Origin of the sequence: Pseudomonas sp., from assembly GCF_050739775.1 — a bacterium.
Taxonomy (GTDB): domain Bacteria; phylum Pseudomonadota; class Gammaproteobacteria; order Pseudomonadales; family Pseudomonadaceae; genus Aquipseudomonas.
Map to the genome: position 1 here is coordinate 19,484 of NZ_JBOICA010000037.1, position 26,582 is coordinate 46,065.

General features: G+C 62.5%; 20 protein-coding genes and 4 tRNA genes. 6 read left to right on the forward strand and 18 right to left on the reverse strand.

Features of this window, described 5'->3' with window-relative positions; genetic code table 11:
* Positions 1–576 precede the first annotated feature (576 nt).
* Entirely contained in the window at positions 577–1,455 is an 879-nt protein-coding gene (locus tag ACRESH_RS18750; protein ID WP_431743375.1) for an SDR family NAD(P)-dependent oxidoreductase, read from the reverse strand.
* A gap of 11 nt (positions 1,456–1,466) precedes the next feature.
* Positions 1,467–3,212: an FAD-binding protein gene (locus ACRESH_RS18755; RefSeq protein ID WP_431743376.1), complete on the reverse strand. Its 1,746-nt coding sequence runs from the start codon at positions 3,210–3,212 to the stop codon at positions 1,467–1,469.
* 253 nt (positions 3,213–3,465) lie between these two features.
* Between ACRESH_RS18755 and ACRESH_RS18760 the strand changes: the two genes are divergently transcribed.
* From ACRESH_RS18760 to ACRESH_RS18780, 5 genes are all read left to right on the forward strand, one after another.
* On the forward strand, positions 3,466–5,043 hold the full coding sequence (locus tag ACRESH_RS18760) for a DUF1302 domain-containing protein (protein WP_431743377.1): 1,578 nt from the start codon (positions 3,466–3,468) through the stop codon (positions 5,041–5,043).
* A 22-nt stretch (positions 5,044–5,065) separates the two neighbouring features.
* Entirely contained in the window at positions 5,066–6,445 is a 1,380-nt protein-coding gene (locus ACRESH_RS18765; protein ID WP_431743378.1) for a DUF1329 domain-containing protein, read from the forward strand.
* Positions 6,446–6,498: 53 nt separating this feature from the next.
* On the forward strand, positions 6,499–7,449 hold the full coding sequence (surE, locus tag ACRESH_RS18770; RefSeq protein ID WP_431743379.1) for a 5'/3'-nucleotidase SurE: 951 nt from the start codon (positions 6,499–6,501) through the stop codon (positions 7,447–7,449).
* Positions 7,450–7,754: 305 nt separating this feature from the next.
* Positions 7,755–8,876: a nitrilase-related carbon-nitrogen hydrolase gene (locus ACRESH_RS18775; protein WP_431743380.1), complete on the forward strand. Its 1,122-nt coding sequence runs from the start codon at positions 7,755–7,757 to the stop codon at positions 8,874–8,876.
* 7 nt (positions 8,877–8,883) lie between these two features.
* Complete coding sequence (locus ACRESH_RS18780; RefSeq protein ID WP_431743381.1) at positions 8,884–9,924, forward strand: AraC family transcriptional regulator; 1,041 nt, start codon at positions 8,884–8,886, stop codon at positions 9,922–9,924.
* Positions 9,925–10,139: 215 nt separating this feature from the next.
* Here ACRESH_RS18780 and ACRESH_RS18785 read toward each other — a convergent pair whose 3' ends face one another.
* Positions 10,140–11,009: a DUF2242 domain-containing protein gene (locus ACRESH_RS18785; RefSeq protein WP_431743382.1), complete on the reverse strand. Its 870-nt coding sequence runs from the start codon at positions 11,007–11,009 to the stop codon at positions 10,140–10,142.
* Between the two features lie 268 nt (positions 11,010–11,277).
* Here ACRESH_RS18785 and ACRESH_RS18790 point away from each other — a divergent pair, with 268 nt between their 5' ends.
* On the forward strand, positions 11,278–12,831 hold the full coding sequence (locus ACRESH_RS18790; RefSeq protein WP_431743383.1) for a methyl-accepting chemotaxis protein: 1,554 nt from the start codon (positions 11,278–11,280) through the stop codon (positions 12,829–12,831).
* An 83-nt stretch (positions 12,832–12,914) separates the two neighbouring features.
* Here ACRESH_RS18790 and ACRESH_RS18795 read toward each other — a convergent pair.
* The 15 genes from ACRESH_RS18795 to ACRESH_RS18865 form a co-directional block, all read right to left on the reverse strand.
* A tRNA-Asp gene (locus tag ACRESH_RS18795) sits at positions 12,915–12,991 on the reverse strand.
* Positions 12,992–13,103: 112 nt separating this feature from the next.
* Positions 13,104–13,180: transfer RNA gene (locus ACRESH_RS18800), tRNA-Asp, on the reverse strand.
* Positions 13,181–13,279: 99 nt separating this feature from the next.
* A tRNA-Asp gene (locus ACRESH_RS18805) sits at positions 13,280–13,356 on the reverse strand.
* Between the two features lie 76 nt (positions 13,357–13,432).
* Positions 13,433–13,508: transfer RNA gene (locus ACRESH_RS18810), tRNA-Val, on the reverse strand.
* Positions 13,509–13,602: 94 nt separating this feature from the next.
* A complete protein-coding gene (locus ACRESH_RS18815; protein WP_431743395.1) occupies positions 13,603–14,361 on the reverse strand; it encodes an SDR family oxidoreductase in 759 nt (252 codons plus the stop codon).
* Between the two features lie 11 nt (positions 14,362–14,372).
* Positions 14,373–15,584 carry an O-succinylhomoserine sulfhydrylase gene (locus ACRESH_RS18820; RefSeq protein ID WP_431743384.1) on the reverse strand — a complete coding sequence of 404 codons (1,212 nt, stop codon included), beginning with the start codon at positions 15,582–15,584 and terminating at the stop codon, positions 14,373–14,375.
* Between the two features lie 15 nt (positions 15,585–15,599).
* Entirely contained in the window at positions 15,600–17,105 is a 1,506-nt protein-coding gene (purF, locus tag ACRESH_RS18825) for an amidophosphoribosyltransferase (protein WP_431743385.1), read from the reverse strand.
* Positions 17,106–17,146: 41 nt separating this feature from the next.
* Complete coding sequence (locus ACRESH_RS18830) at positions 17,147–17,701, reverse strand: CvpA family protein (RefSeq protein ID WP_431743386.1); 555 nt, start codon at positions 17,699–17,701, stop codon at positions 17,147–17,149.
* 99 nt (positions 17,702–17,800) lie between these two features.
* On the reverse strand, positions 17,801–18,460 hold the full coding sequence (locus ACRESH_RS18835; protein ID WP_431743387.1) for an SPOR domain-containing protein: 660 nt from the start codon (positions 18,458–18,460) through the stop codon (positions 17,801–17,803).
* The gene (folC, locus tag ACRESH_RS18840; RefSeq protein ID WP_431743388.1) at positions 18,444–19,751 is read right to left on the reverse strand and encodes a bifunctional tetrahydrofolate synthase/dihydrofolate synthase; all 1,308 of its coding nucleotides are present in this window, start codon (positions 19,749–19,751) and stop codon (positions 18,444–18,446) included. The genes ACRESH_RS18835 and folC overlap by 17 nt, the downstream gene beginning before the upstream one ends.
* A complete protein-coding gene (gene accD / locus ACRESH_RS18845) occupies positions 19,748–20,668 on the reverse strand; it encodes an acetyl-CoA carboxylase, carboxyltransferase subunit beta (protein WP_431743389.1) in 921 nt (306 codons plus the stop codon). The genes folC and accD overlap by 4 nt, the downstream gene beginning before the upstream one ends.
* Positions 20,669–20,948: 280 nt before the next feature.
* Positions 20,949–21,569, reverse strand: coding sequence for a phosphoribosylanthranilate isomerase (locus ACRESH_RS18850; protein WP_431743390.1), 621 nt, complete (start codon positions 21,567–21,569; stop codon positions 20,949–20,951).
* Positions 21,570–21,607: 38 nt separating this feature from the next.
* Entirely contained in the window at positions 21,608–22,483 is an 876-nt protein-coding gene (gene truA, locus ACRESH_RS18855; protein ID WP_431743391.1) for a tRNA pseudouridine(38-40) synthase TruA, read from the reverse strand.
* Between the two features lie 90 nt (positions 22,484–22,573).
* On the reverse strand, positions 22,574–25,279 hold the full coding sequence (locus ACRESH_RS18860; protein ID WP_431743392.1) for a FimV/HubP family polar landmark protein: 2,706 nt from the start codon (positions 25,277–25,279) through the stop codon (positions 22,574–22,576).
* A 72-nt stretch (positions 25,280–25,351) separates the two neighbouring features.
* Complete coding sequence (locus ACRESH_RS18865) at positions 25,352–26,362, reverse strand: aspartate-semialdehyde dehydrogenase (RefSeq protein ID WP_431743393.1); 1,011 nt, start codon at positions 26,360–26,362, stop codon at positions 25,352–25,354.
* Between the last annotated feature and the right edge of the window lie 220 nt (positions 26,363–26,582).

A 26,582-nucleotide genomic window follows, 5' to 3' on the forward strand; every position in this document is an offset into this window, starting at 1 on the left:
GCATACGGCCCTACGCTGCGCTCCGGGTTCCCTCGCTTCGGTGTCTTCCAGGGGCATCGCGGCCTACGACTTGCTGCGCCAAGTCTACGGCTCGCGACTTCGGCTTACGCCGAAGGGTGCTGCGCACCAGCCCCCTCCAGACACCTCCGCTCGGCCTCCTGAAGTCGCGAAGTTACGGGCGGCGCCTGCGCTGGCGTATCTTCGAAATCAGATGTTGGCGGAGCCAGGCTGACGCCATCGCGGGACAAGCCCGCTGGTAAAGAGAGTACCGACTCGCTCTCGCTCTTGATCTTCATGCACACAAGTTCAGGCGCCGTAGCGAGGGGACCCGGAGCGCAGCGTAGGGCCGTATGCAGGAGCAAGCGGTTTTGGTTCCTTTTGCCAAGACAAAAGGGACCCGCCGTAAAGGCGGAAGGGGCCAGCAGCGGCGCCGCATTGAATGGATAAGCTCGCAGCCTCAACAACCCAACCCAACCCAAGCCAACCCAAGGACCATACTTCCCGGGATTCCGTGAAGAACCTTAGTTTCTCAGGGAAATCCGCTGGGAGCAGGCTCGCCCCCACCAGACACCCGATTCAGATCACCCGCGCAGGATGCTGTTGGCGGGGATCGCCCAACAGTGACCGGTGGGAAGGCGGTTGGCGTCCGCCAGCCTCACTGATGCCGTAACGCGGGGCGATTTCGGCGCTGATCAGGGTCTGGCCTGAGTAACTCATCAATTGTGGATCATTGAGCAAGGCGTGGATGATGCGTCCGTTGAACTGCGGGGTTTCAGCATGGGCCAGAAAGGCTTTGTATTGCTCGCCATGTTGCTCTGCGGCAATGCGCGTGCGCGCTGTCAATTGCGGGCCCAACCAGAGTGACAAGGCCGCCACGCCCCGGTTCTCGAAGTCGACCGCCATGTCCGCGGCCAGCTTGTCGCAACCAGCCTTCTGCGCGCCATAAGCCGGGCCGTGCATGTAGCAACCGGCACCAAACGATGAGGTAAAGCAGATCAGGCCCTGGCGGCTACGCAGCAACAACCGGGCGGCATGGTAGCTGGCGACATAGGCCGAGCGCAGACCGACATCAAGGATGCGCACCAGATCCAGCGGCTTGTTCCAGAACGGTCCCGGTTCGATCAATTGGTCATGGATGAAGGCGGCATTGTTGACCAGCAGATCCAGGTGTCCGCATTCGCGTTCAACCTGGGCGAACAGTGCCTCGACCTGGACGTCGTCATGGTGATCGCAGACTACCGCGATACCCTGCCCGCCCACGGCGGTAATGGCCCGGGCGGTATCCTCCAGGTCACCGTCCAGGGCATGCCCATGCAACCTCGAACCGCCCTGCCCCGGCGCCCGTCCGCTGACATAGACGGTCATACCGGCAGCGCCGAGCGCCAGTGCAATTCCCTGGCCGACACCCCGGCTGGCACCGGTTACCACAGCGACCTGACTATGATCTTTGCTCATTTTCACTGTCCTCAAGAGGCCTGTGCCGACGGGCTTTGGCATGTGCTTGGGTGTTGGCTTTGCAGACCAATATGGTTGGCGGCCAGGTAGCCGAAGGTCATGGCCGGGCCGAGGGTGGAGCCGGCGCCGGGATAGGTACGCCCCATCATCGACGCCGCGCTGTTACCGATGGCATACAGGCCGAGAATCGGTTGGCCATCTTCGTGCAGCACCCGTGCATGCACGTCCGTCAGCAGCCCGCCCTTGGTGCCGATATCGCCGGCATCCACGCGCACCGCATAGAACGGCGCTTTGAGCAACGGCGCCAGGCAAGGATTAGGCTGCACACCAGGGTCGCCGTAATAGCGGTCGAACAGCGATTCTCCCTTGCCGAAGTCAGCATCCCGACCGCAGCTGGCCATGGTATTGAAACGCAGCACGGTACGTGCCAGGCCAGCCGCCTCGACGCCGATGCTGGCGGCCAGCGTTTCCAGGCTAGCGGCCTTATGGAAGTAGCCGCGCAGGTGCCGGGGCAACTGCCAGTCGCGCTGGGCATAGCCTGGCAACAAGGCGCCACAGGGGTATTTACGGCGAAAACTGGCATCGAAGACCATCCAGCACGGCACGCTGCTGGCATCTTCGCGATTGTTGGCATACATGGCATAGACGATGTCGGTGTAGGGCGCGGCCTCGTTGACGAAGCGCTCGCCGGCCGAGTTGACCAGGATGCAACCGGGCAAGGTGCGCTCGACGAACAGTGCTCGCTGTTTCTCCTCACCCTGCACATGGGTGGTCGGTGCCCACCAGCTGTGCGCCATCAGTGCAGTACGTGCGCCGAGCGCCTGGCCGGCACAGATGCCGTCGCCGGTGTTGCCAGGCGGCGTAGCGCTCCAGTCGGCCTGCGAAGGCTGAGGGTGGTACTGGCTACGCATCGCCTGGTTACGCTCGAAGCCACCGGCGGCAATGATCACCCCGTGGCGCGCCTTGATCCTCAGCACTTTGCCGTCACGGCAAACCTGGGCGCCGCCGATCCGCTCACCGACGATCAGCAACTGCTCCAGCGAGCAGTTGAGCCACAGCGGCACCCCGCGATCGAGCAACGAACAACGCAAGGCACCGACCAGGGCGTTGCCCAGCGTCAGGTAGCGGTCGCGGCGCGACAGCTTGCGACCTTCGCGGTCCCGCCAGTAACGCCACATCACCCGCAGGGTCAGCCCCAGCCAGCCCTTGCCGCGACAGAGCAGCACCTGCGCTTCCTTCATGGTCATGGCCATGCGCCCCATCATCAACGTGCCCGGTGACGGCGCGCGCATGCGCAAAAACTCTTCACCCAAGGCGGCGGCATCGAACGGTTGCGGGTCCATGGAGCGATAACCGGCCTTGCCGCCAGGCACCTCAGGGTAATAGTCGGCATAGTGCGGCTGCGCCTCGAAGCGCACCCGGGAATGCTGTTCGAGGTATTCGACCATCTTGCGGCCCTGCTCCACATAGGTCTCGATGCGCCCATCGTCGATCTCGCCACGGGTGACGGCTTTGAGGTAGGCGATCGCCTCCTCGGCCGAGTCCTGCCCACCCAGGGCGCTGATGCGATGGTTGTCGGGGATCCAGATACCACCGCCGGACACCGCCGAGGTACCGCCGTATTCGCTGCTCTTCTCGATCACCAGAGCGCCAAGCCCCAGGTCATGGGCACGCAGCGCCGCGGTCATGCCGCCGGCCCCCGAGCCGATCACCAGTACGTCGCAACATTCGTCCCACTTGATCCCGGCATCGTTCATGCGCTCACCTCCCACAGGCAACAGAAAGCCGCGCCGGCCGCCGGCCGGGGGCAATGGCCCGCTGATTGTTGGCGGCCCGACGCCGGCCAACATCGTCCAATGGGACTAGCGCCAGCACCCCGCTCACTCGGCGACTGCACTTAGTCCGCTTGGACGATGTTGCGCCATCAAGGGGATTCCATAGTCGCCCCAGCTTCACCTCCCACCTTGAAACAAGTCGGTCGGGCAGGTCTGACCGCTGCATGAGGACGACATGATAAAAACAACAATCGCCCCACCTCCACTGAACACCTGCGTGCGCCTGGGACTGTTGATGCTGGTCGGCGGGTTGGGCAGCCCGGCCAGTGCCTTGACCTTCCAGGCCAACGATGACCTGAGTATCGACTGGGACACCACCCTGACCTACAGCCTGGCCTGGCGGACCGAGGGACGCGACCACAAGCTGGTGGCCAACGCCGACGGCAACGATGGCGACAACGCGTTCGACAAGGGCAGCCTGATCACCAACCGCGCGGGCTTCCTCACCGAGGCCAACCTCAAGTGGCAGAACGACTACGGCCTGTTCGTACGGGCTGCGGGCTTCTACGACAATGTCTATGACCAGGGCAACGACAACGGCACCGGTGCCTCCAATTGCCTGGCCAGCGGCAACTGCCGGCGCGCCGACCGCTTCTCCCAGGACACCATCGACCAGCACCGCGATGACCTGCGCCTGCTCGACGCCTATGCCTACGGCAGTTGGGACGTCGGCGGCCACAACCTCAACCTGCGGCTGGGTGACCAGGTCGTGAGCTGGGGCGAAAGCCTGTTTTACCCGGGCATCTCCGCTGCACAGAGCCCGGTCGATGCGACCAAGGCCACCACTCCCGGGGTTGAGGTCAAGGAAGTGCTGCTGCCGGTGGGCCAGGTGTTCGGCCAGTTCAGCCTGACCGACGCGCTGGAGCTGCAGGCCTACTACCAGTACAAATGGGAGAAGACCGAGCTGTTCGGGGTCGGCAGCTACTTTTCGAGCACCGACTTTATCGACCGTGGCGGCTTCAGCGACGCCAGCGGCTTCGTCACCCGCCTCAAGGACGACGAACCGAGTGACAGCGGCCAGTATGGCGTCGCCCTGCGCTACACCGCCGAGTCGCTGAACAACACCGAGTTCGGTATCTACTACTCGCGTTACCACGATAAGAACCCATCTCTGGACTTCCAGAGCGACCTGGGCCACTACCGCGTGCGCTACTTCGACAACATCGATCAGTACGGCGCGAGCTTCGCCACAGTGCTCGGCGACACCAGCATCGCCGGTGAAGTCAGCTACCGCGACGGCGCACCAGTGATGGTCGACAACGGTTTCTCAAGCCCCGTGCGGGCGCAGACGCTGCAGGCCCAGGTGTCGATGATCCATGTGGTTGGCCCCACCGCCTTTGCCGACAACACCACGCTGGTCGGCGAGCTGGTCTACAACACCGTGTTCGATAACGACGCCTCAACCCCGGTAACCCTGGCCCCCGGCCTGACCCTGCCCGGCACCGACAGCCTGGTGCTGGACCGTGACGCCTGGGGCTACACGGTGCAGGCGAGCTTCGACTACAACGACGTGTTCAGCGGCTGGGACATGTCGGTGCCACTCACCTACAGCAGCGCCGCCCAGCATGACAGCGCCCTGACCGGCTCGATCAACGCCGGTCAAGGCGATGAGCGCGCGAGCATCGGCAGCAGCTGGCGCTACCTCGGCAACTTCACCGTCGAAGCGCTCTACAACGCCTACCTTGGCAACGCCAACAACTCGCCTCTGGCCGACCGCGACAACGTCGCCCTCAACTTCAAATACCGCTTCTGAGCCCCTGATGGAGGAGCACCGCATGTCTACTCTCAAGCACCCCTGGTTGCGCACCACGCTCGCCGTCGCCCTGCTCGGCGCGAGCCTGGCCCACGCCAACGTCAGCAATGACGATGCCGCCCGTCTGGGCAAGGATCTGACCCCGGTCGGCGCCGAGCGTGCCGGCAATGCCGACGGCAGCATTCCGGCCTGGACCGGTAAGTGGCGCGGCCTGCCAGCGCAACTCAAGTTCGCCGGGCCCGGCAGCCCTTACCCCGACCCTTACGCGGACGAAAAACCACTGTTCGTCATTACCGCGCAAAACGTCGAGCAGTACGCCGCCAACCTCACCGACGGCCAGAAGGCGCTGTTCAAGCGCTACCCGAACTCGTTCAAGATCCCGGTCTACCCTAGCCATCGCGATTTCCGTGTCGACCAGGCCAGCGAAGACGCGCTCAAGCGCAATGCCCTCAATGCCACACTCAGTAGCGATGGCAACGATGCCCTCAACGCCTTCGGTGCCTCGCCCTTCCCGATCCCGAAGAGCGGCAATGAACTGATCCTTAATCACAACATGCAGGCGCGCGCCGTCACCGAAGAGGCCAACTACCAGCAAGTGGTGGTTTATTCCGATAACAACAAAGCGCTGGAAAAGGTCAACTACAAGATCTATTCGCTGTGGTCCGACCCCAAACAGAATGCCGAAAGCGTCAATGGTGTATTCACCGACTTCCTGCTTACCACCCTGGAGCCGGTGCGCAAGAAGGGCGAAATCATCGTCGGCCACGAGTTCATCAACGCCGCCGCCCAGCCCCGCCAGGCCTGGCAGTACACCCCAGGCCAACGCCGGGTGCGCCGCGCGCCCACCGTCGGCTACGACTCGCCGACAGGTGCCGGTGGCTTTCGCGTCTATGATGAAGACCGCCTGTTCAACGGTGCGACCGACCGCTATGACTGGAGCATCGTCGGCAAGAAAGAGATCTATATCCCTTACCACAACTACAAGATCGACAGTCCGGAGGTAACAACGGCGCAAATCCTGTCGTCCAATGGTCACATCAACCCGGACCTGATGCGCTACGAAAAACACCGCGTGTGGGTGCTGCAGGCGACGCTCAAGCCCAATTCCCGGCATATCTACGCCAAGCGCCTGATCTACATCGATGAGGACAGCTGGGCGGCAACCCTGGCCGACAACTTCGACGCCCGTGGCCAATTGTGGCGGACCAACATGCAGACCTCGATCTACGCCTATGAAATCCAGCGCTTCCACGCCCGCCTGGGGGTCTACCATGACCTGATCGCTGGCTCCTATCTGGTCGACCGCCTGCTCGACGAGCAGAAACCGGCCAAGCTCAATGCCAGCAACTTCAGCGCCGACGAGTTCACCCCCGGCAACCTGCGCAAACTCGGTACCCGCTGACCTGCCACGCCCCGTCCGACCCGGTCGGGGCGTTGCCCCTTCCGGAGCCTCCCATGAACAAACTGCTTACCGGCGCCTGCGCCCTCGTCGGCGCCAGCCTCTCCTTCAACGCCTCAGCCCTGAACATCCTCCTGACCAACGACGACGGCTGCCGCGCACCGGGCATCGATGCGATGTACCGGGCGCTGAGTGCCGCCGGCCATCAGGTCACCCTGGTCGGCCCGCAGCACGACAGCAGCGGCATTGGCGCCGCCAGCGTGGTCATCCCCGGCCAGGCCATGGCGGTGACGGAACTGGCGCCGAACAAATACTGTGTCGGCCCACCCCCCGGCTACCAGCCGCCCGCAGGCAAGACTGCGGCCATCGGCACGCCGGTGGATGCCGTCAACGTCGGTCTGGATGTGCTGCTCAAGGACCAGCGCCCGGACCTGGTTGTCTCGGGCAGCAACTTCGGCGAGAACGTCGGTCCCCTGACACAGATGTCCGGCACCCTCAACGCCGCCGTGCGCGCCATGATCAAGGGCGTGCCAGCGGTAGCGGTGTCGACCGCGGTCGACCTGGACCTGATCATGCGCGACCAGCAGGCCGGCTACCGCAAAACCCTGGACGCCATGGACGACACTGCGCAGTTCGCCACCCGGGTGATTGCACAGGCCATCGCTGCCGGCAAGCACAGCAAAGGCAAGTTGAACGTGCTCGGCCTGCCAGGCACCAGTGGCTTCAACATCAACTATCCGGCGCTTGCCGCCGCCCAGGTCAAAGCGCTGCGCTATGCGCCAATCGGCACGTGGGACCGGGTCAACTTCACTGCCCAGCGCGACGCCGACGGCACGGTGCGCGCCAACCTGATGGCGCCGCCTGCGCCCAGCGCCGCCGAGCAGCACAGCGATGCCTACCTGTTGTGGAAAGGCCATGCGGTGATAACAGTAATCGACAGCAACCTGACCGCGCCCGCAGCTGTTCAGGCGCAGGCGCGTCAGTTTTTGCAGGGGATCAAGCCCTGAGACGTAACCAGGTCAGCGGTAGCAATCAAGTAGATGTGCGGCGACTTCAGGCAAGTCGCCTTCGGACAGGCGATTGATGTCGGCCGCACGCTTGCGCACGCCACCCGTAGGAAATTGAAAACCAAGTTGTACAAACAGTACACTCTTTTACTTTGAGCGAGCACTCGTTAGCGCCGGATCACTGCCTGTTCAGCGTAAAAACAAGGTTGAAGTGACTGCATTTTCGAGATCAGAGGAAAAGACCTGCACTCACCCATTGATTTACTGTATTGCTGTTTCATACCTCGACGAAAAGTAAAGGTTTCATGCGAAAACTTCTGTTAAGCGCCCTGGCGCTGGTTGTCATTGCTGCGCTCTGTGGCTACGGGCTCTGGACTGAGCAACGGCCGGCAGGGCATTACCTGTCGGACCTGCGCATCGAGCTGGCCCTGAGCGCAGGCGTGCCCGCCGACCACGGCAACCTGCTGGGGGTCGAGCCGCAACTGTTTCCCAGTGACTATCAGAACCTGCAACGCCTGCACCGCAAGTTGGCCGCCTACCTGGAGAAGGCTCGCGGCCAAGGCCTGATCAACGCCCGGACCATTGTCATCCTGCCCGAGCACATCGGCACCTGGCTCTGGGCTCGGGGCGAAAAAAACCAGCTGTACCAGGTCACTCAACGCCGTGAGGCCTGGCAATGGCTGGAGGCAAGCAACCCGATCAGCTACGGCCTGGCCATGCTCAATGCCCAGGGCGATGACCGCCGCGCCGATGCGCACCTGCGCATGAAGGCGCAGCAGATGGCCAGCGACTACCAGCATGTGTTCGGCGGCCTGGCCAAGGAATTCGGTGTCACCCTGGTGGCGGGCTCGATTGTCTTGCCATCACCCTATGTCGAGCGCGGCACCTTACGGGTCGGCTCTGGCGCCCTGTACAACAGCAGCCTGGTGTTCGCCGGCGACGGCTCGGTACTCGGCCAGCCCCAACTTCAGCAACACCCGGACAGTGAAGTGCGCCGCTTTATCGACAGTGGCATCGACCAGCCACCACAAGTGCTGCAGACCCCGGCCGGACGCCTGGGCGTGCTGATTGGCAGCGACAGCTGGTACCCAAGCAACCAGCAACAGCTGGCTAACCAATCGGCGCAGATTATTGCCAATCCGGCGTTCCTGGGTGGCAAGGACAGCTGGAACGGACCCTGGCGCGGCAACCGCCATCAACCCCTGGCGTCCTCGCTACCGTTCAAGCCCGGCGAAGTCAGTGAAGCCCAAGCCTGGCAACAGCTGACCCTGAATGCCCATCCCACTGACATGAGCAGCATGAGCGTATTCTTGCGTGGACGTTTCTGGGATGTGGTCGCCGATGGCCAGGGTTTTGCCAACCGCGCCGGCCTCAACCTGAACGGCAGCGGCACCCCGGGTGCTCGCATGCTGAACCTGTGGCTGTAGGCCGGCCATGAACCGCCCACGGATGCGCCTGGGAGACCTGTCAGTCGGTTTTATCCAGAGCCTCAGTGAAGCCCTGCAGCAACGCGGCATCGAGCCCACAGCGCTGCTGCAGCGCTACGGCCTGGACACTGCACGCCTGGCTGAAGCCGGCGCGCGCTTGTCCATCCCGCGCTACATGCACCTGGGCCATGCGGCCATCGAACTGACCGGCGACCCGGCCCTGGGCCTGCAGATGGGCCGTATCAGTCGCCTCAGCCAGGCGGGCCTGGCCGGTGTCACCGCGGCCCAGGCCCCCAGCGTCGGTGAAGCAGCACGCACCTTGCTGCGCTTCGAGCCGTTGTATGCCGCCAACTACCGTGGTCATTCGAGCTTCCATGAAGACAGCAGCGGTGCCTGGCTGCGTTTTTACTCCATCAGCCCCTACAACGCCTACAACCGCTTTGTGGTGGATTCCCTGCTGTCTGGCTGGCTGACGCAGTTATCGAGCCTGGCCGGTGTGAACCTTGTGGCCGAACGGGTGGAGATCGAGTTCGAAGCCCCCGCCTATGCCAGCCACTATCAAGCACTGTGCAGCAACCCGGTGCAGTTTGGCGCCCAGACCAACCAGTTGCGCCTGAGCCGAGCGAGCCTTGCGCTACGCAACCCGGCGCATTGCCCAAGCACCTGGCGGCATTTGCTCAATCTGTGTGAGGCAGAACTGGAACAACTGACACGAATCCGTAGCCTGAGCGAACGCATCGCCCATTTGCTCGGACCACTGCTCAATGGCGGACGGGAACCGGATCTGGAGGAAGTGGCGCGGCACCTGCAATTGCCGACCTGGACACTGCGACGCAAGCTGGCCGAGGAAGGCACGCAGTTTCGCGCCATCCTCAACGACACCCGGCGCGACCTGGCCATGACCTACATCCGTGACACGGAACTGGCCTTTGGCGAGATTGCCTACTTGCTCGGATTTGCTTCGGCCGAAGCCTTTCAGCGCGCGTTCAAACGCTGGAACAGCATGACCCCGGGAGCGTTTCGCCGCAGTCAGCGGCGTAGCGCCTGAGATTACAGCTCGGTGGCGTCTTCGGCAGGCTCGGGTGGGTCGAGCTCAAAGGCGCGGTATTCGAGTAGTTCTTCTTGATAGTCGTCCATCGTCTGCTCCGTCGTTTCTCATTGATTTCATTGATTCGTCATCGAGCCTAAAGTGCCGCGATGAAAGAAAAATGACAATGATGCGTATCAAGACAACGTAGCAGCTGATGGAAAAATTATCCGCGCCTACTGCGGCGCCTGTTCAGGGCTGCTGACAGGGGCCACCGTCGACACCGGTTCAGCCGCCGCGGGCGCAGGCTGCCCGACATTGATCGGCGTCGCCTCAACAGGCGGTGCCACAGGCTTGGAGCCGGCGCTGTCGTCGACTACCGGTGCCGGCGCGGCCTCGATAACCGGCACCTGCTGGGCTGGCGCCGGAGTCTGCTCAATGACCGCCGGGGCTGGTACAGGAGCAGGTGCTTCGACCGGGGCCAGGGCTGCGGGTGCCGGCGCAGGGGTACTTTCAGGCATCCCCAGCGCTGGCGCGGGCTTCTCTTGCGCTTTATTCAGCGAGGTCTTTTTCTTCTGTTCCTTGGGCAGGAAACTCTCGACCAGCGCGAAATAACGCTCGTAGAACGTGGCCGAGGTCACCGTTTCGCTAGCCACCTTGACCATGGAATCGTCAGTGGAGCCAATAGGCATCGACAACGAACCCAGCACGCCCACCCCGACGCTGGCCGAGGTGTTGGATTTTTTCAACGCGTAGCGGTCCTGCAAGGCGTTGGCAAACATGGTCGAGCGTTGCTCGTCGCCGCTGTCGCTGGCACAGACCACGTTGAAGCTGATCTGCAAGTGCGACTCGCCAGTCTGCTGGAAGCTCTTGTTGCCACTGACCTGCCCGGCATCGCTGCTGGTGATGATGTAGCCCTGACTGAGCAAGGCACGACGGGCCGCTTCACAGGTGCTGGCTTCGCTGACCGCAAAGCTGCGCGAATAGGTACCCGAGTCGTCGAAATTCTCGTGTTCGTAAATGGCAGCTTTCTTCGAAGAACAGCCGGAAACACCCGCCAGCACCAGGGCCAGCCCGAGCGCACTGAAGACGGTTGACTTTGACATTGCAAATCCTGAGTAAAACGATCAACGCCTATTGTGCAACACATCGGCGGATCACTGAAACCGCAGCGGGGCAATCACCACAGAAAATTTATCGGTGAGGCAGCAAATCAAGCGGATGACGAGGGGTGCCACTGGTCGAGAAATCTTAAGTTCATTCAGAAGGCACTTATTGAAAATCCGTATTGATCTCGCTTCTTCCCCGGCCAATGTCCGACTACGCTGGCAAGTAGCCATCGCCCACATAGACAGGCCAACAGGAGTTACCTCGGTGAAAAACGTATCGGTGAAAATGAAGCTGGTGCTCGGCTTCACCCCCATTCTGGTGCTGATGGTGCTCCTCGCCGTCACCGCCATCAACAGCCTGAACACCTTGACCCAGCGCGCCGACCGGCTGGTGTCGGTCAACTACATTCTCGACAACCTCAATGAAATGCGGGCGGCCCAGCTGAGCTTTGAGCAACGCCACGAAGCCATCTTCGCCAACCAGTTGAGCAAGGCCTATCAGCAAACCAAGCAGTTGCTCGACGAAAACCTCAAGTACCTGACTGACGCCGACTCGCAGCGACTGCTGAGTACCACCCGGGAAGACATGCAGCGCTACCTGGAGCAGTTCCAGCAGCTGCAGGCAGCACCGATCAACAGCCCGCAACAAATACAGCTCCATGACCAGTTGCTGGAGAAGGTGCACAAGGGCCTGGAGGCTATCAATCAACTGATCAGCCTGCAAAATCAACAGAGCAACGAGGAATCCAGCCACAGCCGCACGCTGATGCTTGCCCTGCTGCTCTGCACCCTGCTACTGGGTGTGATCATCAGCGCAGTGATCATTCACCAGATCACCCAGCCTTTGCGCCGGGCCGTGGCGATCGCCCGACGTATTGGTGAAGGCGACCTGACCAATACCGCCAGCGAACCGCGTCGCGACGAGTTCGGCCAGCTCCTGCAGGCGCTGGAGCAAAGCGGCAACAACTTGCGCGAGATGCTTGGCCAGGCCGGCAATGTCACCCGTCAGTTGTCCACCGCCGCCGAAGAGCTGTCGGCGATCACCGAACAGACCAGCGCTGGCATCAGCAGCCAAAAGGTCGAAACTGACCAGGTGGCCACGGCGATGAGTGAGATGGTCGCCACCGTACAGGAAGTGGCACGCAACGCCGAAGAAGCCAGCGAAGCCACCCGTCAGGCCAACAGCCAGGCCAACCAGGGCAATCAGGTGGTGCAGCGGGCGCTGACCCAGATTGGGCAACTGGCCAATGACATCGGCAGTTCCGCCAATGCGGTTAACCAGCTGTCGGAAGAGAGCGAGCGCATTAGTAGTGTCATGACCGTGATCAACGCCATCGCCGAGCAGACCAACCTGCTGGCGCTCAACGCCGCCATCGAAGCGGCGCGGGCTGGCGATGCCGGCCGCGGCTTCGCCGTGGTGGCCGACGAAGTGCGCGGGTTGGCCAAGCGCACCCAGCAGTCCACCGCACAGATCGAAGCGTTGATCGTCTCACTGCAACAAGGGGCACAGAAAGCTGCGGAGATGATGCACAGCAGCCATCAGATGGTCGGCACTACAGTGGAGCTGGCCAATGAAGCGGGAATCGAGCTGCAAGCCATCACCCAGACGGTCACCAGCATCCAGACCATGAACCTGCAGATCGCTACCGCTGCCGAACAGCAGAGCGCTGTGGCCGAATCGATCAACCGCAGCGTGCTCAGTGTCCGCGATGTGGCTGAACAGTCTTCAACGGCCTCACAGCAGACCGCGGCCTCCTCAGTAGAACTGGCGCGTCTGGGCGGCGAGTTGCAGCAACTGGTGGCGCGGTTCAGGGTCTAGGACTGTTGCTTCCCCTCAAAACGCTTCCAAATTTCAGGCACAAAAAAAGCGACCCTTGGGTCGCTTTCTTCGTTACTTCAATATGGCGCAGCGGACGGGACTCGAACCCGCGACCCCCGGCGTGACAGGCCGGTATTCTAACCGACTGAACTACCGCTGCGTGTCGTGCAGGCCTGGATTGCGCAACCGCCGCTAATCTCAGGCACAAAAAAAGCGAACCTTAGGTCGCTCTCTTTGTTGCTTCGAGGAGTTCAAGGGCCTCAAAGCGAATATGGCGCAGCGGACGGGACTCGAACCCGCGACCCCCGGCGTGACAGGCCGGTATTCTAACCGACTGAACTACCGCTGCGTATCGCACAAGCTTGCGCCTGCTTGAAACTGGGATCTGGCCTGAAGGCTTCGGTGCCTTCCGACCTCAAACCGGTGATTAAACCGATCTGGAGAAAAGTGGCGCAGCGGACGGGACTCGAACCCGCGACCCCCGGCGTGACAGGCCGGTATTCTAACCGACTGAACTACCGCTGCGCATATGGACTTGCGTCCGGTTCCTCTCTGGTAACACCTTCTGGCGAAAGTGTCGGGTCAGGAACATCTCAGGAAGTGGTGGGTGATGACGGGATCGAACCGCCGACCCTCTGCTTGTAAGGCAGATGCTCTCCCGGCTGAGCTAATCACCCGTGTGCTTCGCTGAGGTGGCGAAATTTACGCAGGTATCGAACCTAAGTCAATACCCCTGTTGAAGTTTTTTTCAAAAAGGGCAAAAAAGCGCTGCTATGTGTAGATCATCTTCTTGGTCATACCGCCGTCGACCACGAACTCCTGGCCGGTGACGAAGCCGGCATTGCGCGACAACAACCAGGCAACCATGGCCGCCACGTCTTCTACCGTCCCTACCCTGCCCGCCGGATGCTGGGCATGATCGGTTTCGCTCAGGGGTGCAGCGCGACGCTGGGACGGGTCCCGTGCATCGATCCAGCCTGGGCTCACCGCATTGACGCGGATCTCCGGCCCCAGACTCATGGCCAAGGCATGGGTGAGGGCCAGCAAACCGCCCTTGCTCGCCGCATAGGCTTCTGTGTCGGGTTCGGATTGAGCTGCGCGAGTCGACGCCAGGTTGACGATGGCGCCACCGTGGGCACGCAGATAAGGCGCACAGTGCTTGGCCAGCAGCATCGGCCCACCGAGGTTGACCGCCAGCACGCGGTTCCAATGAGCAAGGCTCAGGGTTTCCAGGGTGGTGTTGTGCGGATCGGCGATGGCGGCGTTGCACACCAGCGCGTCGAGACGACCGAACTGGCCAAGCACCTCGGCCACCCCGGTCTTGACCTGGGTTTCATCGGCAACGTCCATGCCGATGAACCAGGCATTGTCTCCCAGCACCTTGGCCGCCTTGGCGCCGCGCATACGATCCAGGTCGGTGAGTACCACCTGCCAGCCCTCGGCGATCAGCCAGGCGGCAATGCCCAGGCCGATCCCCCGTGCCGCACCGGTCACCAGGGCGACGCGGCCGTTATGGCTGCTGTCGCCCACCGACCAGTCGATCACAGCGCCGCCAGACCGCGGGCCAGGTCGGCCTTGAGGTCAACCACATCTTCCAGGCCTACTGCCACGCGGATCAGGCTGTCGCGAATGCCTGCGGCTTGACGTTCCTGCGGCGACAGACGGCCGTGGGAGGTAGTGCCCGGATGGGTGATGGTGGTCTTGCTGTCGCCCAGGTTGGCAGTGATCGAGATCAGCCGGGTGGCATCGATAAAGCGCCAGGCGCCCTCTTTACCGCCCTTGACCTCAAAGCTCACCACGGCACCGAAGCCGCTCATCTGGCTTTTCGCCAGGGCATGCTGCGGATGGCTCTGCAGTCCGGCATAGTGAACCTTTTCAATACCTTCCTGCTGCTCCAGCCACTCGGCCAGGGCCTGTGCGTTGGCGCAGTGGGCACGCATACGCAGATTGAGCGTCTCCAGGCCCTTGAGGAAGATCCAGGCGTTGAACGGGCTCAGGGACGGCCCGGCGGTGCGCAGAAAGCCCACTACTTCCTTCATCTGCTCGCTGCGCCCGGCAACCACGCCGCCCATGCAACGGCCTTGGCCATCGATGAACTTGGTGGCCGAGTGCACGACGATGTCGGCGCCCAGCTTCAGCGGCTGCTGCAAGGCCGGGGTGCTGAAACAGTTGTCGACCACCAGCTGTGCGCCCTTGGCGTGAGCAATCTCGGCCAATGCGGCGATATCCACAAGCTCGGCCAGCGGATTGGATGGCGACTCGACGAACAGCAGCTTGGTGTTGGCCTTGATTGCCCGCTCCCAGCCAGCGAGATCCACCAGTGGCACGTAGTCGACCTGCACACCGAAACGCTTGAAGTACTTCTCGAACAGGCTGATGGTAGAACCGAACACGCTCTGCGAGACCAGCACGTGATCGCCAGCACTGCACAGGGCCATTACCGTGGACAGGATCGCCGACATGCCAGTGGAGGTGGCCACCGCTTGCTCAGCGCCTTCCAGGGCGGCAATGCGCTCTTCGAAGGCACGTACGGTCGGGTTGGTGTAACGTGAATAGACGTTGCCTGGAACCTCGCCGGCGAACCGTGCAGCGGCATCGGCCGCTGTCCGGAACACGTAGCTGGAGGTGAAGAACAGCGGATCGCTGTGCTCACCTTCCGGCGTGCGATGCTGGCCGGCGCGTACCGCCAGCGTGTCGAAAGCGACCCCTTCGAGGTCGCTGTCCAGGCGCCCGGCATCCCATTCCTGTGTCATGCCGCTGCTCCTAAATTAATTATTGTAGAGGTCGATGATCGCGCTGACCGCCTGGTTCTTGACCTTGGAGACGTCGTTGCGCGCCTGCTCGATCTTGTCCAGGTAGGCCTCGTCGATGTCGCCGGTGACGTACTTGCCGTCGAACACCGCGCAGTCGAAATGCTCGATCTTGATCTTGCCACCGCCAACCGCTTCGATCAGGTCCGGCAGGTCCTGGTAGACCAGCCAGTCGGCGCCGATCAGCTCGGCGACGTCCTCGGTGCTGCGGTTGTGGGCGATCAGTTCATGAGCGCTCGGCATGTCGATGCCGTAGACGTTGGGGTAGCGTACAGCTGGCGCTGCCGAGCAGAAGTAGACGTTCTTCGCCCCGGCTTCGCGGGCCATCTGGATGATCTGCTTGCAGGTGGTGCCACGGACGATCGAGTCATCCACCAGCATCACGTTCTTGCCGCGGAATTCCAGCTCGATGGCGTTGAGCTTCTGGCGCACCGACTTCTTGCGCGCGGCCTGGCCAGGCATGATGAAGGTACGGCCGATGTAGCGGTTCTTGACGAAGCCTTCACGGAACTTGACGCCCAGGTGATTGGCCAGCTCCAGCGCCGCAGTACGGCTGGTGTCGGGAATCGGGATGACCACGTCGATGTCGTGCTCCGGACGCTCGCGCAGGATCTTCTCGGCCAGCTTCTCACCCATGCGCAGGCGCGCCTTGTAGACCGAGACGCCGTCGATGATCGAGTCTGGACGCGCCAGGTAGACGTGTTCGAAGATGCACGGCGACAGTTGTGGATTGGTCGCGCACTGACGGGTGTGCAGCTTGCCTTCTTCGGTGATGTACACCGCTTCGCCCGGGGCCAGGTCGCGGATCAGGGTGAAGCCAAGCACATCCAGGGACACGCTTTCGGAGGCAATCATGTACTCCACGCCTTCGTCGGTGTGACGCTGGCCGAAGACAATCGGACGGATGCCGTTCGGGTCACGGAAACCAACGATGCCGTAGCCGGTGATCATCGCCACCACCGCATAGCCACCGACGCAACGGTTGTGCACATCGGTGACCGCAGCGAACACATCTTCTTCGGTCGGCTGCAGCTTGCCGCGCACTGCCAGCTCGTGGGCGAAGACGTTGAGCAGGACTTCGGAGTCGGAACTGGTGTTGACGTGGCGCAGGTCGGACTCGTAGATCTCTTTGGCCAACTGTTCAACGTTGGTCAGGTTGCCGTTATGCGCCAGGGTGATGCCGTACGGCGAGTTGACGTAGAACGGCTGGGCCTCGGCCGAAGTCGAGCTGCCCGCGGTCGGGTAACGCACATGACCAATGCCCATGTGCCCGACAAGGCGCTGCATATGGCGCTGCTGGAACACATCACGGACCAGGCCGTTGTCCTTGCGCAGGAATAACCGGCCATCATGGCTGGTCACAATACCGGCAGCGTCCTGGCCGCGGTGCTGGAGGACGGTTAGCGCGTCATACAGCGCCTGATTGACGTTCGACTTACCGACGATACCGACGATGCCACACATGCGACGCAACCCCTACTTAATGAAACTGGACTGAGCAGCTCTCAAGGCGTTTTGGGCCCCAGGAGCTGATCCTTGAACGGCAGATCAGCCGGTGCGCTGATCCCGCTGGCTAGCCACTGGCTGGTGAACCCCAGAATGAGGTTTTTCGACCAGTCAGCCACCAATAGAAATTGTGGTACCAGGCGAGACTCCTGCCACCACTGATCCTGTTGTACCGGCCCCAGGCTCAACAGCCCGACAGCCACCACCACCAGCAAGGCTCCACGGGCGGCACCGAAGGCCATGCCCAGGAAGCGGTCGGTCCCGGAAAGCCCGGTGACGCGAATCAGCTCGCCAATGAGAAAATTGATCATGGCCCCCACCAGCAGGGTGGCGACGAAAAGAATGGCACATCCGGCGATGACCCGGGCCGAAGGCGTCTGGATGTAAGACTCCAGGTACTGCGACAGCGAGCCACCGAACATCCAGGCCACAGCGCCGGCAATGATCCAGGTAAGCAGCGACAAGGCCTCTTTGACGAAGCCGCGCTTGAGACTGATCAGCGAAGAAATGGCGATGATCGCGAAAATCGCCCAGTCGACCCAGGTAAATGCCACAGTGTTGCCTGCAAACGGATAAGGCGGCGCATTTTACCAGAGCGGCGGGCTGTCGGTAAGCAGTGATTTGCCGCCCGGCACTGGCCGGGCGACGAGCACTCAGCTGCGCTCGGGCTGGAAGCGCACGACAATGCCGTTCAGCTTCTGCTTGCGACTGATCACGTCTCGCAAACGCTCGGCCTCGGCGCGTTCGATCAACGGCCCGACATACACCCGGTTCATGCCGCCGGCTGAGCGGATATAGGCGTTGTAGCCCTGGCTGCGCAGAGTTTTCTGCAGGGTGTCGGCACCGGCCCGATTAGACAGGCTGGCCAACTGTACCGACCAACTGATCGGCAGGCCATTGGCGTCGATCTTGCCCGCTGCAGGCTTGACAGCACTGGCAACGGCAGGAGCCGGCTTGACCGCAGGCGGCGGCGCTACAGGCTTGGCCGCAACGGCTGGCGCGGGCGCTGGTACAGGGACCGGCTGTGCGGCGGGTGCTGGAGCGATCGGCGTGCCCGGCGCCTGGGCTGGCACCGTGGACTCGTCGACGATCACCGGGGTTTCTTCAGGCAATACCTGAGGTTCAGGCACCTGCACAGGTTCGACTTGCACCTGAGGCATGCTCGGCGCCGCGGGTGCTTCAGGCGCCTCGACGCGCACCTGACGCATCTCGTCTTCCCGCGAGAACAGCATCGGCAAGAAAATCACCGCCAGTGCCACCAGCACCAGCGCACCTACCATCCGTTGCTTGACCACTTTATCCAGCAATGCCATTTGCCCCATCCTCCGTGGCCTGCCGATCCAGCCACTGCAGGGCCTCGCCGACACAGAAAAACGATCCGAACAGCAGGATTTCATCCCCTGCCGTTGCCAGCGCGCACTGACCTTCAAGGGCTTGTGCCACGCTGGAGTAAGACTTCACATCAGCCCCAAGGTTCGCCAGCGCCGCTTCAAGTTCGCTCGCAGGGCGACTGCGGACAGTGTCCAGTGGCGCAACCGCCCAACACTGAACCGCACCCTGCAAGGGCTGCACCACCCCAGCCAGGTCCTTGTCAGCCAACAGGCCGAACACCGCCAGACGTTTGCCCGGCACTGGCCGTGCGCTCAAGCGCTGGGCCAGGTACTCGGCAGCGTGTGGGTTGTGGCCGACATCCATAAGGATAGTCAATGCCTTGCCTTGCCAGCTAAACGCTCGACGATCCAGGCGACCGACCATCCGTGTGGACTTCAGGGCTGCGGCAATTTGCTCGGCATCCCAAGGTAGGTCCAGCAACAGGTAGGCTTGCAGCGCCAGCGCGGCGTTTTCCATCGGCAGGTCGAGCAATGGCAGGTCATGCAGTTCGACCACCTGACCGCTGCTGTCCACGCCCCGCCACTGCCAGTACTGGTCAGTGCTGGCAAGATCGAAATCACGCCCGCGCAGAAAAAACGGGCAGCTCAGTTCACGGGCCCTGCCCAGCAGCGGTTGTGGCGGATTCAGGTCACCGCACAGCGCAGGCTTGCCCTGACGGAAGATGCCGGCCTTTTCAAAGGCCACCGACTCACGGGTATCCCCCAGGTAATCGGTATGATCGATACCAATGCTGGTGACCAGCGCCACATCGGCATCGACAATGTTGACCGTATCCAGGCGCCCGCCCAGACCGACTTCAAGCACCACAGCATCCAGCGCCGACTGCTTGAACAGCCAGAACGCAGCCAGGGTACCGGCTTCGAAGTAGGTCAGGGAAATGCCACCCCGGGCAGCATCAACGGCGGCAAACGCCTCGCACAGCTGCAGATCGGCGGCTTCTTTGCCGTCGATCTGCACCCGTTCGTTGTAACGCAGCAGGTGCGGCGAGCTGTAGACCCCGACCTTGAGCCCCTGGGCACGCAACAAGGCCGCCACAAAGGCACAGGTCGAGCCCTTGCCATTGGTGCCGGTCACGGTAATCACCCGTGGCGCCGGCTTGTCCAGCCCGAGCCTGGCCGCAACCTGTTGCGAACGCGCCAGACCCATGTCGATGGCCGAGGGGTGCAACTGCTCGAGATAGGCGAGCCAGTCGCCCAAGGTACGTTGGGTCATACGGTGGCAGGCGCCGGTGGCACGACGATCGGCTCGAGCACAGGCGCGACGAACGTCGGCGTCGGCAGACCCATCATCTGTGCCAGCAGGTTCCCCAGGCGCTGACGCAACTCCTGACGCGGGATGATCATGTCGATAGCGCCGTGTTCCAGGAGGAACTCGCTGCGCTGGAAGCCTTCTGGCAGCTTCTCACGCACGGTCTGCTCGATCACGCGCGGACCTGCGAAGCCGATCAGGGCTTTTGGCTCACCGACGATAACGTCGCCGAGCATGGCCAGACTCGCGGAAACACCACCGTAGACCGGGTCGGTCAACACCGAGATGAACGGAATGCCTTCTTCGCGCAGGCGTGCCAGTACCGCCGAGGTCTTGGCCATCTGCATCAACGAGATCAGCGCTTCCTGCATGCGCGCGCCACCGGAGGCGGAGAAGCAGACCATCGGGCAGCGGTTTTCCAAGGCGTAGTTGGCTGCGCGAACGAAGCGCTCACCGACAACGGCACCCATCGAGCCACCCATGAACGAGAACTCGAAGGCGCTGACCACGATCGGCATGCCCAGCAGAGTACCGCTCATGGAGATCAGTGCGTCTTTTTCGCCGGTCTGCTTCTGCGCGCCGACCAGGCGATCCTTGTACTTCTTGCCATCACGGAACTTCAGGCGGTCGACCGGTTCCAGGTCGGCACCCAGCTCAACGCGGCCTTCGGCATCCAGGAAGATGTCGATGCGCGCACGTGCGCCAATGCGCATGTGGTGGTTGCACTTGGGGCAGACATCCAGGGTCTTTTCCAGCTCCGGACGATACAGGACAGCTTCGCAGGACGGGCACTTGTGCCACAGCCCTTCAGGCACCGAACTCTTCTTCACCTCGGAACGCATGATCGAAGGGATCAGTTTGTCTACTAACCAGTTGCTCATGCTTTCTTTCTCCAGTAACGGCGACCGGCAGGCTTTGGCTGCCAGGTTCACGCGTATGCCCTTGAGCTCAATTCATGTATGACGCGATGATGGAGCGGCTCCGGCGCTGCGCGTACAGCGAGGCGCCCCGATACCGCTCCATCGTCAACCTGTAAGGGCGACGCCTGTGGCGTCACCCGGTAATTTCGACCGGCCCATGGGCGCGATCCGGCAGCACCGGCTGCGAAAACTATGGACGATGGCGCGCGGCCAGCCGTCACATCCGCAGCATTCAGCTATTTCACGCCTGCTTGACCGCGCGGATAAACGCCTCGATCCGCGCCGGGTCCTTGATGCCCTTGGCCTGCTCCACTCCCCCGCTGACATCCACCGCGTAAGGCCGTACCTGGGCGATGGCCGCAGCCACGTTGCCGGGGGTAAGGCCGCCAGCGAGGATGATCGGTTTGCTCAGGTGCCTGGGCACCAGCGACCAGTCGAAGGCCTCGCCAGTACCACCGGGCACCCCGGCCACATAGGTATCGAGCAGAATGCCGCTGGCCCCGCTGTACAGCTTGCAGCTGGCTTCCAGGTCATCGCCGGGGCGTACCCGCAAGGCCTTGATCCACGGCCGGTTATGGCCGGCGCAATCTTCTGGGGCTTCATCGCCATGGAATTGCAGCAGGTCCAGCGGCACCGCTTCGAGGATCTCGGTCAACTCGCAGCGGCTGGCATTGACGAACAGGCCCACAGTGGTCACGAACGGCGGCAACGCCGCGATGATCGCCCGCGCCTGTTGCACGTCGACCGCCCGCGGGCTCTTGGCATAGAACACCAGACCAATGGCATCAGCGCCCGCCTCAGCCGCAGCCAACGCATCCTCGATGCGGGTAATCCCACAGATTTTGCTGCGAACGGCGCTCATGAGCTGTGAACCTCGGCTGATCTGGAAAGTCCTGGATGTTAGCAAATGGCTTGTGGGTCGTCAGCCGTCAGCAACTCGTAACCGGTGAGAAAGTGTGGACCGATGTAACGGTCGGGCAAGGCGAACTCGTCTTGGTACTCCACCTGCACCAGGTACAAGCCGAACGGATGCGCGGTGACACCACCGGTGCGCCGCTCACGACTCTCCAGCACTTCCCGGGCCCACCCCACTGGACGCTCGCCGGCACCGATGGTCATCAACACCCCGGCGATATTGCGCACCATATGATGCAGGAAGGCGCTGGCGCGGATATCCAGGACAATCATCTTGCCGTGGCGGGTCACCCGCAGGTGATGAATGTTCTTGATCGGCGACTTGGCCTGGCACTGACCGGCGCGGAAGGCACTGAAGTCATGGGTGCCCACCAGATACTCGGCAGCCAGGGCCATGCGCTCGACATCCAGTGGCCGGTGGTTCCAGGTGACTTCCTGGCCCAGGTGCGCCGGGCGGATCTGATCGTTGTAGATCACATAGCGATAACGTCGGGCGATGGCCTTGAAGCGGGCATGAAAGTTCGCCGGCATCTCCTTGGCCCAGGCCACGCTGATGTCGTGAGGCAAGTTGATATTGGCGCCCATGGTCCAGGCCTTCATGCTGCGCACCACTTGGGTATCGAAGTGCACCACCTGACCGCAGGCATGCACGCCCGCGTCGGTACGCCCGGCGCAGAGCAGTGAAACGGGCGAATCGGCAACTTTGGACAGGGCCTCTTCAAGGGTCTGCTGGACGCTCGGTACGCCATTGGCCTGGCGCTGCCAGCCACGGTAACGCGAGCCTTTGTATTCGACGCCCAGGGCGATGCGGAAGAAGCCTTCGGCCGCCGATTCGGCAACCGTGTTATCAATGATTTCCAAGAAGATACAGCCTGTCGATTAAGCAGATGACGGGAATTATAACGACAACGGCAGCCACCAGGGCTGCCGTCGGACGTACAAGGGCAGGACTCAGACCAGACGCGAAAGCAACTCGTCGGCTTCCTGGCGCTGGACATCACTGCCGTCCTTGCGCACTTCGTCGAGGATGTCGCGGGCACCGTCGTGGTCGCCCATGTCGATATAGGCGCGGGCCAGGTCAAGCTTGGTGGCCACTTCGTCGGCGCCGCCGAGGTAGTCGAAATCATCGTCCAGGTCATCACTCAGGACGGCATCTTCGGCGGTGAAGTGCGGCTCGATCGACGGCTGCTCCAGACTCTGCGACAGCTTGTCGAGCTCGGCGTTGACGTCATCGAGCTCCGAGGCAAAGCTCTTGGCCGCATCAGATTCGTCATCCAGGGACAGCGACAGGTCGAAGTCTTCCGGCAGTTCCAACTCGCTCAGCGGGTCGAATTCCGGCATCGCCTCGTCGAAGGCCGCCAGTTCTGCTGCAATATCGACTGGCTCGATGCCTGGCAGTACGACCGCCTGATCGTCGGCAACATCGAGATCGAAATCGGACAAGTCGTCGAGCGTTACAGACGTTTGCTCGACAGGTTGCTCGACAGGTTGCTCGGCCAGCATGTCGAATTCCGGCTCGGCAACCGGCGTTTCAACCACAGGCTCGGACCCGACTTCCACCTCAATCTCAGACGCAGACTCGCCAAGCTGTAGCGGCTCGTTCAGCTCCAGGTCTTGCAGGTCATCATCCAGGCTCAGGTCGAAGGCGCTGTCCAGCTCATCCGCGATAACCGGCTCCAGTTCCGGTTCAAGCTCGGCGACCGGTGTGGGCACTGGCTCTGCTTGCACCTCTGGCTCGGCCTGCGGCTCATCCTGCAACAATTCCTGGACGTACTGGGCATCCAGCTCGGCAGCCAGAGCTGCCGCCCCGATGCCAGCCGCTGCCGCCAATGCGACCATGGCCGGGAAACGGCTCTTGAGCGCTTCGACATCAGCATGGTTCCGGCCCGTGGCGATCAGTTGGCGTTCATGACCGACAAAGGCGTCACGGTCGCCCTGACGGGCATAGACTTCCATCAGTTTCAGACGCAGGTCGCTACGCTCCGGCGCAGCGGCCACAGCAGGCTCCAGCAGATCAGCGGCATGGTTCAGGCGGCCACGGGCAATGCTCAACTCCACTTCGTCGAGCAGCGCATCAGCGCTAAGCGCTGGCGCGGCATCGGCGGCGGCTGCCACCAGGGGTGCAGCCATTGGCTGTGCCTGAGCAGGCGCTTGTTCAAGCGCTTTTACCACGGCCTGCCTGGCTTCCACGGCAGGCGCTTCGGCAGCGCTGGCCGCCGCAGCCGAGGCGGCCACGACTGCCGGCGCCAGGGTCACGCTTGGCGCTGGCACTTCCAGGCCCTCGAAGCTGCTCGGCGGCAGGTCCAGGTCCGGGCTGCGCTCACCCTCTTCAGCCAGTGCGCGGGCCATGCGCAGGTGCTTTTCCGCTTCCTGGCCGGCCTTGCGCTTGCGCGCCAGCAGCAATAGCAACAGGAGCAGCACCAACAAGGCGGAAGCGGCGATCAGCGCCAGCAACACGGGGTTGCCGAGCAGGTCGTCGAGCATCTTGCTGGAACTGCCAGAGGTAGCCTTTTCGCTGGCAGGAGCAGGGGTGTCGAGCGCTGTTGCATCGACCGCCGCAGGCGCTGGGGTAACCACCGGTTCACTCGGCGCTGGCTGCAGCTCGGCGGAAATGCTCGACTCGGGAGTGTCTGCAGCAGGCACCTGACCGGCAGCCCCCTGGGCCTCGAGCCTGGCCAATTGATCGTTTTTCAAAGCGATGAGACGCTCCAGCTTGTCCAACTGGCTCTGCAAATCGCTCATGCGGCTTTTCAGCTCGGCATTGTCACGCCGAGTGGTATCGAGGCTTTCCTGAGCTACCGCGAGTTTATCGCTGACGGCTTTGCCGTCACCGGCAGCCGCCTTGCCGCCGGGTGTTACCAGGCGCAAGTTGTCCTGGTTGGCGATCCGCGCCGGAGCCGCCTCGGTGCCGGTACGGCGAGTGGCGTCCAACTGCCGGGCACGAGGGCCCAGGCGCCGGCCTTCTCGCCAGGCGGCGTACTGCTCGGCCACTTCCGTCACAGCCTGGCCTTGGGGAATGCTCATGACCTGCTGCTGGTCGGGAAGGCGCAGGACCTGTCCGGTTTTCAGCAGGTTGATGTTGCCGTTGATAAAGGCATCGGGGTTCAAGGCCTGAATGGCCAGCATGGTCTGCTGCACCGAGCCGCCCTGACGCGCTTTCGACGCGATCTCCCACAGGGTGTCACGGCGCACCGTGGTGTAGTTGGCGGGCGCGCTGACTGCCGGGGCAATCGCTGCTTGCGGCTTGGCACCTGGCAGCGCAGCCTGGTTGACCAGCACGCTGTAGTCGCGCAACAGGCGCCCACTAGGCCACATCACCTGGACCAGGAACTTGACCATCGGTGCCGGCAGCGGCTGACTCGAGGTCACCCGCAACACACTCTTGCCGTTGGGGTTGATAACCGGCGTAAACGTCAGATCGTTGAGGTAGGCCTGGCGTTCAATCCCGGCCTTGGCGAACTCTTCGGGCGGTGCCAGGCTCGGGGCCACTTCAGCGGCGGTGAGATCGCGCACATCGAGCAGTTCGATCTCGGCATCCAGGGGCTGATTCTGCGCCGACTTGAGGGTCAGTTCGCCCAAGCCGAGGGCATGCGCCATACCGGACGACAGCGCCGACGCCGCGGCTATTGCTAAGACCAGTTTGCGAATTCGAAGCATGACCTCTTCCTTTGAAAGAACCGTCCCCGGCCACCGAGCAATATCTCGGTAAAAATTAGCTGCAAGTATCTTTTACACAACATGTTTTATCAACAATTGCGCCAACTGCACGGCGTTCAACGCCGCGCCTTTGCGCACGTTGTCAGTGGTCAACCAGAGGTTGAGCTGCTCGACTTCGTCGATTCCACCGCGCACCCGTCCAACATAGACCACGTCTTGTCCGACTGCGTCACCGACCGGTGTCGGATAATCACCCTCCTCGACCAGCTCGATGCTGTCAGCGGCCTCCAGCGCAGCATTGACTACCGCCAGGTCGATCGGCTCACGGCTTTGCACCGATACACTGTAGCTATCGCCGAAAAACACTGGGACTTGAATACAGCTGACGGAAATCTTCAGTGCCGGCAAGTCCAGCACTTCGCGCAACTCGCTGACCAAACGACGCTCCAGCGCACCATGGCCCTCGGCATCGTTGGCGCCCACCTGGGCGAGCACATTGAAGGCCATTTGCCGGTCGAAGAAGCGCGGTTCCAGGGGGCGAGCGTTGAGCAGTTCGGCGGTCTGCCGGGCCAGTTCATTGACAGCCTCGCGACCTTGGGCCGAGACCGCCAGGCAGGCCGTGACATTGATCCGCTCGATGTCGAGCAGGCCCTTGAGGGGTGCCAGGGCAACAGCCAGCGCCACTGCGGCAGCGCTGGGGCTGCTCACTTGCAGCGGTTTAGGCAGGTTTTCGAGCCGTGCGGCGTTGGCCTCAGGGACCAAGGCTGGCGCCTGCTCGGCCGCCAAGCCGCCAGACAGATCGATCACGGCGCAACCGGCCGCCTGGGCCCGCGGGGCAAAACTACGGGTAACGGCTGGACCAGCAGCGAAAAAGACCAGTTTGACTTTGCTGAAATCGAAGCTGTCGACCTCACGAACGCGCAGGCTCTTGCTACGGAACATCACACCACTGCCGGCTGATTCGTTACTGGCCAGCAGATGCAGGGTGCCCACCGGAAAATCCTGCTCTTCAAGAATCTGCACAAGGGTTTCCCCGACAGTGCCTGTGGCACCGATCACGGCGATATCAATAGGCTGGCTCATGGGGGAAATCCTCTGCTGGAACGGCGGGAGCGGCACTTTACTTGGATTTCACTCAGGCCTCCACTGCTCCTACAGGTGTTCGCGCTGGCCCGGGAATCGGCATAGGGGGCGGCCTTCATAGGCCGCGCCCCTGCCACACCACCCGGCATGCGGGTCCGCACCGGGCGGTTCGAGAGATTGAGGTTATGAGAGACGCACCAGACCCATCCTGTCGAACCAC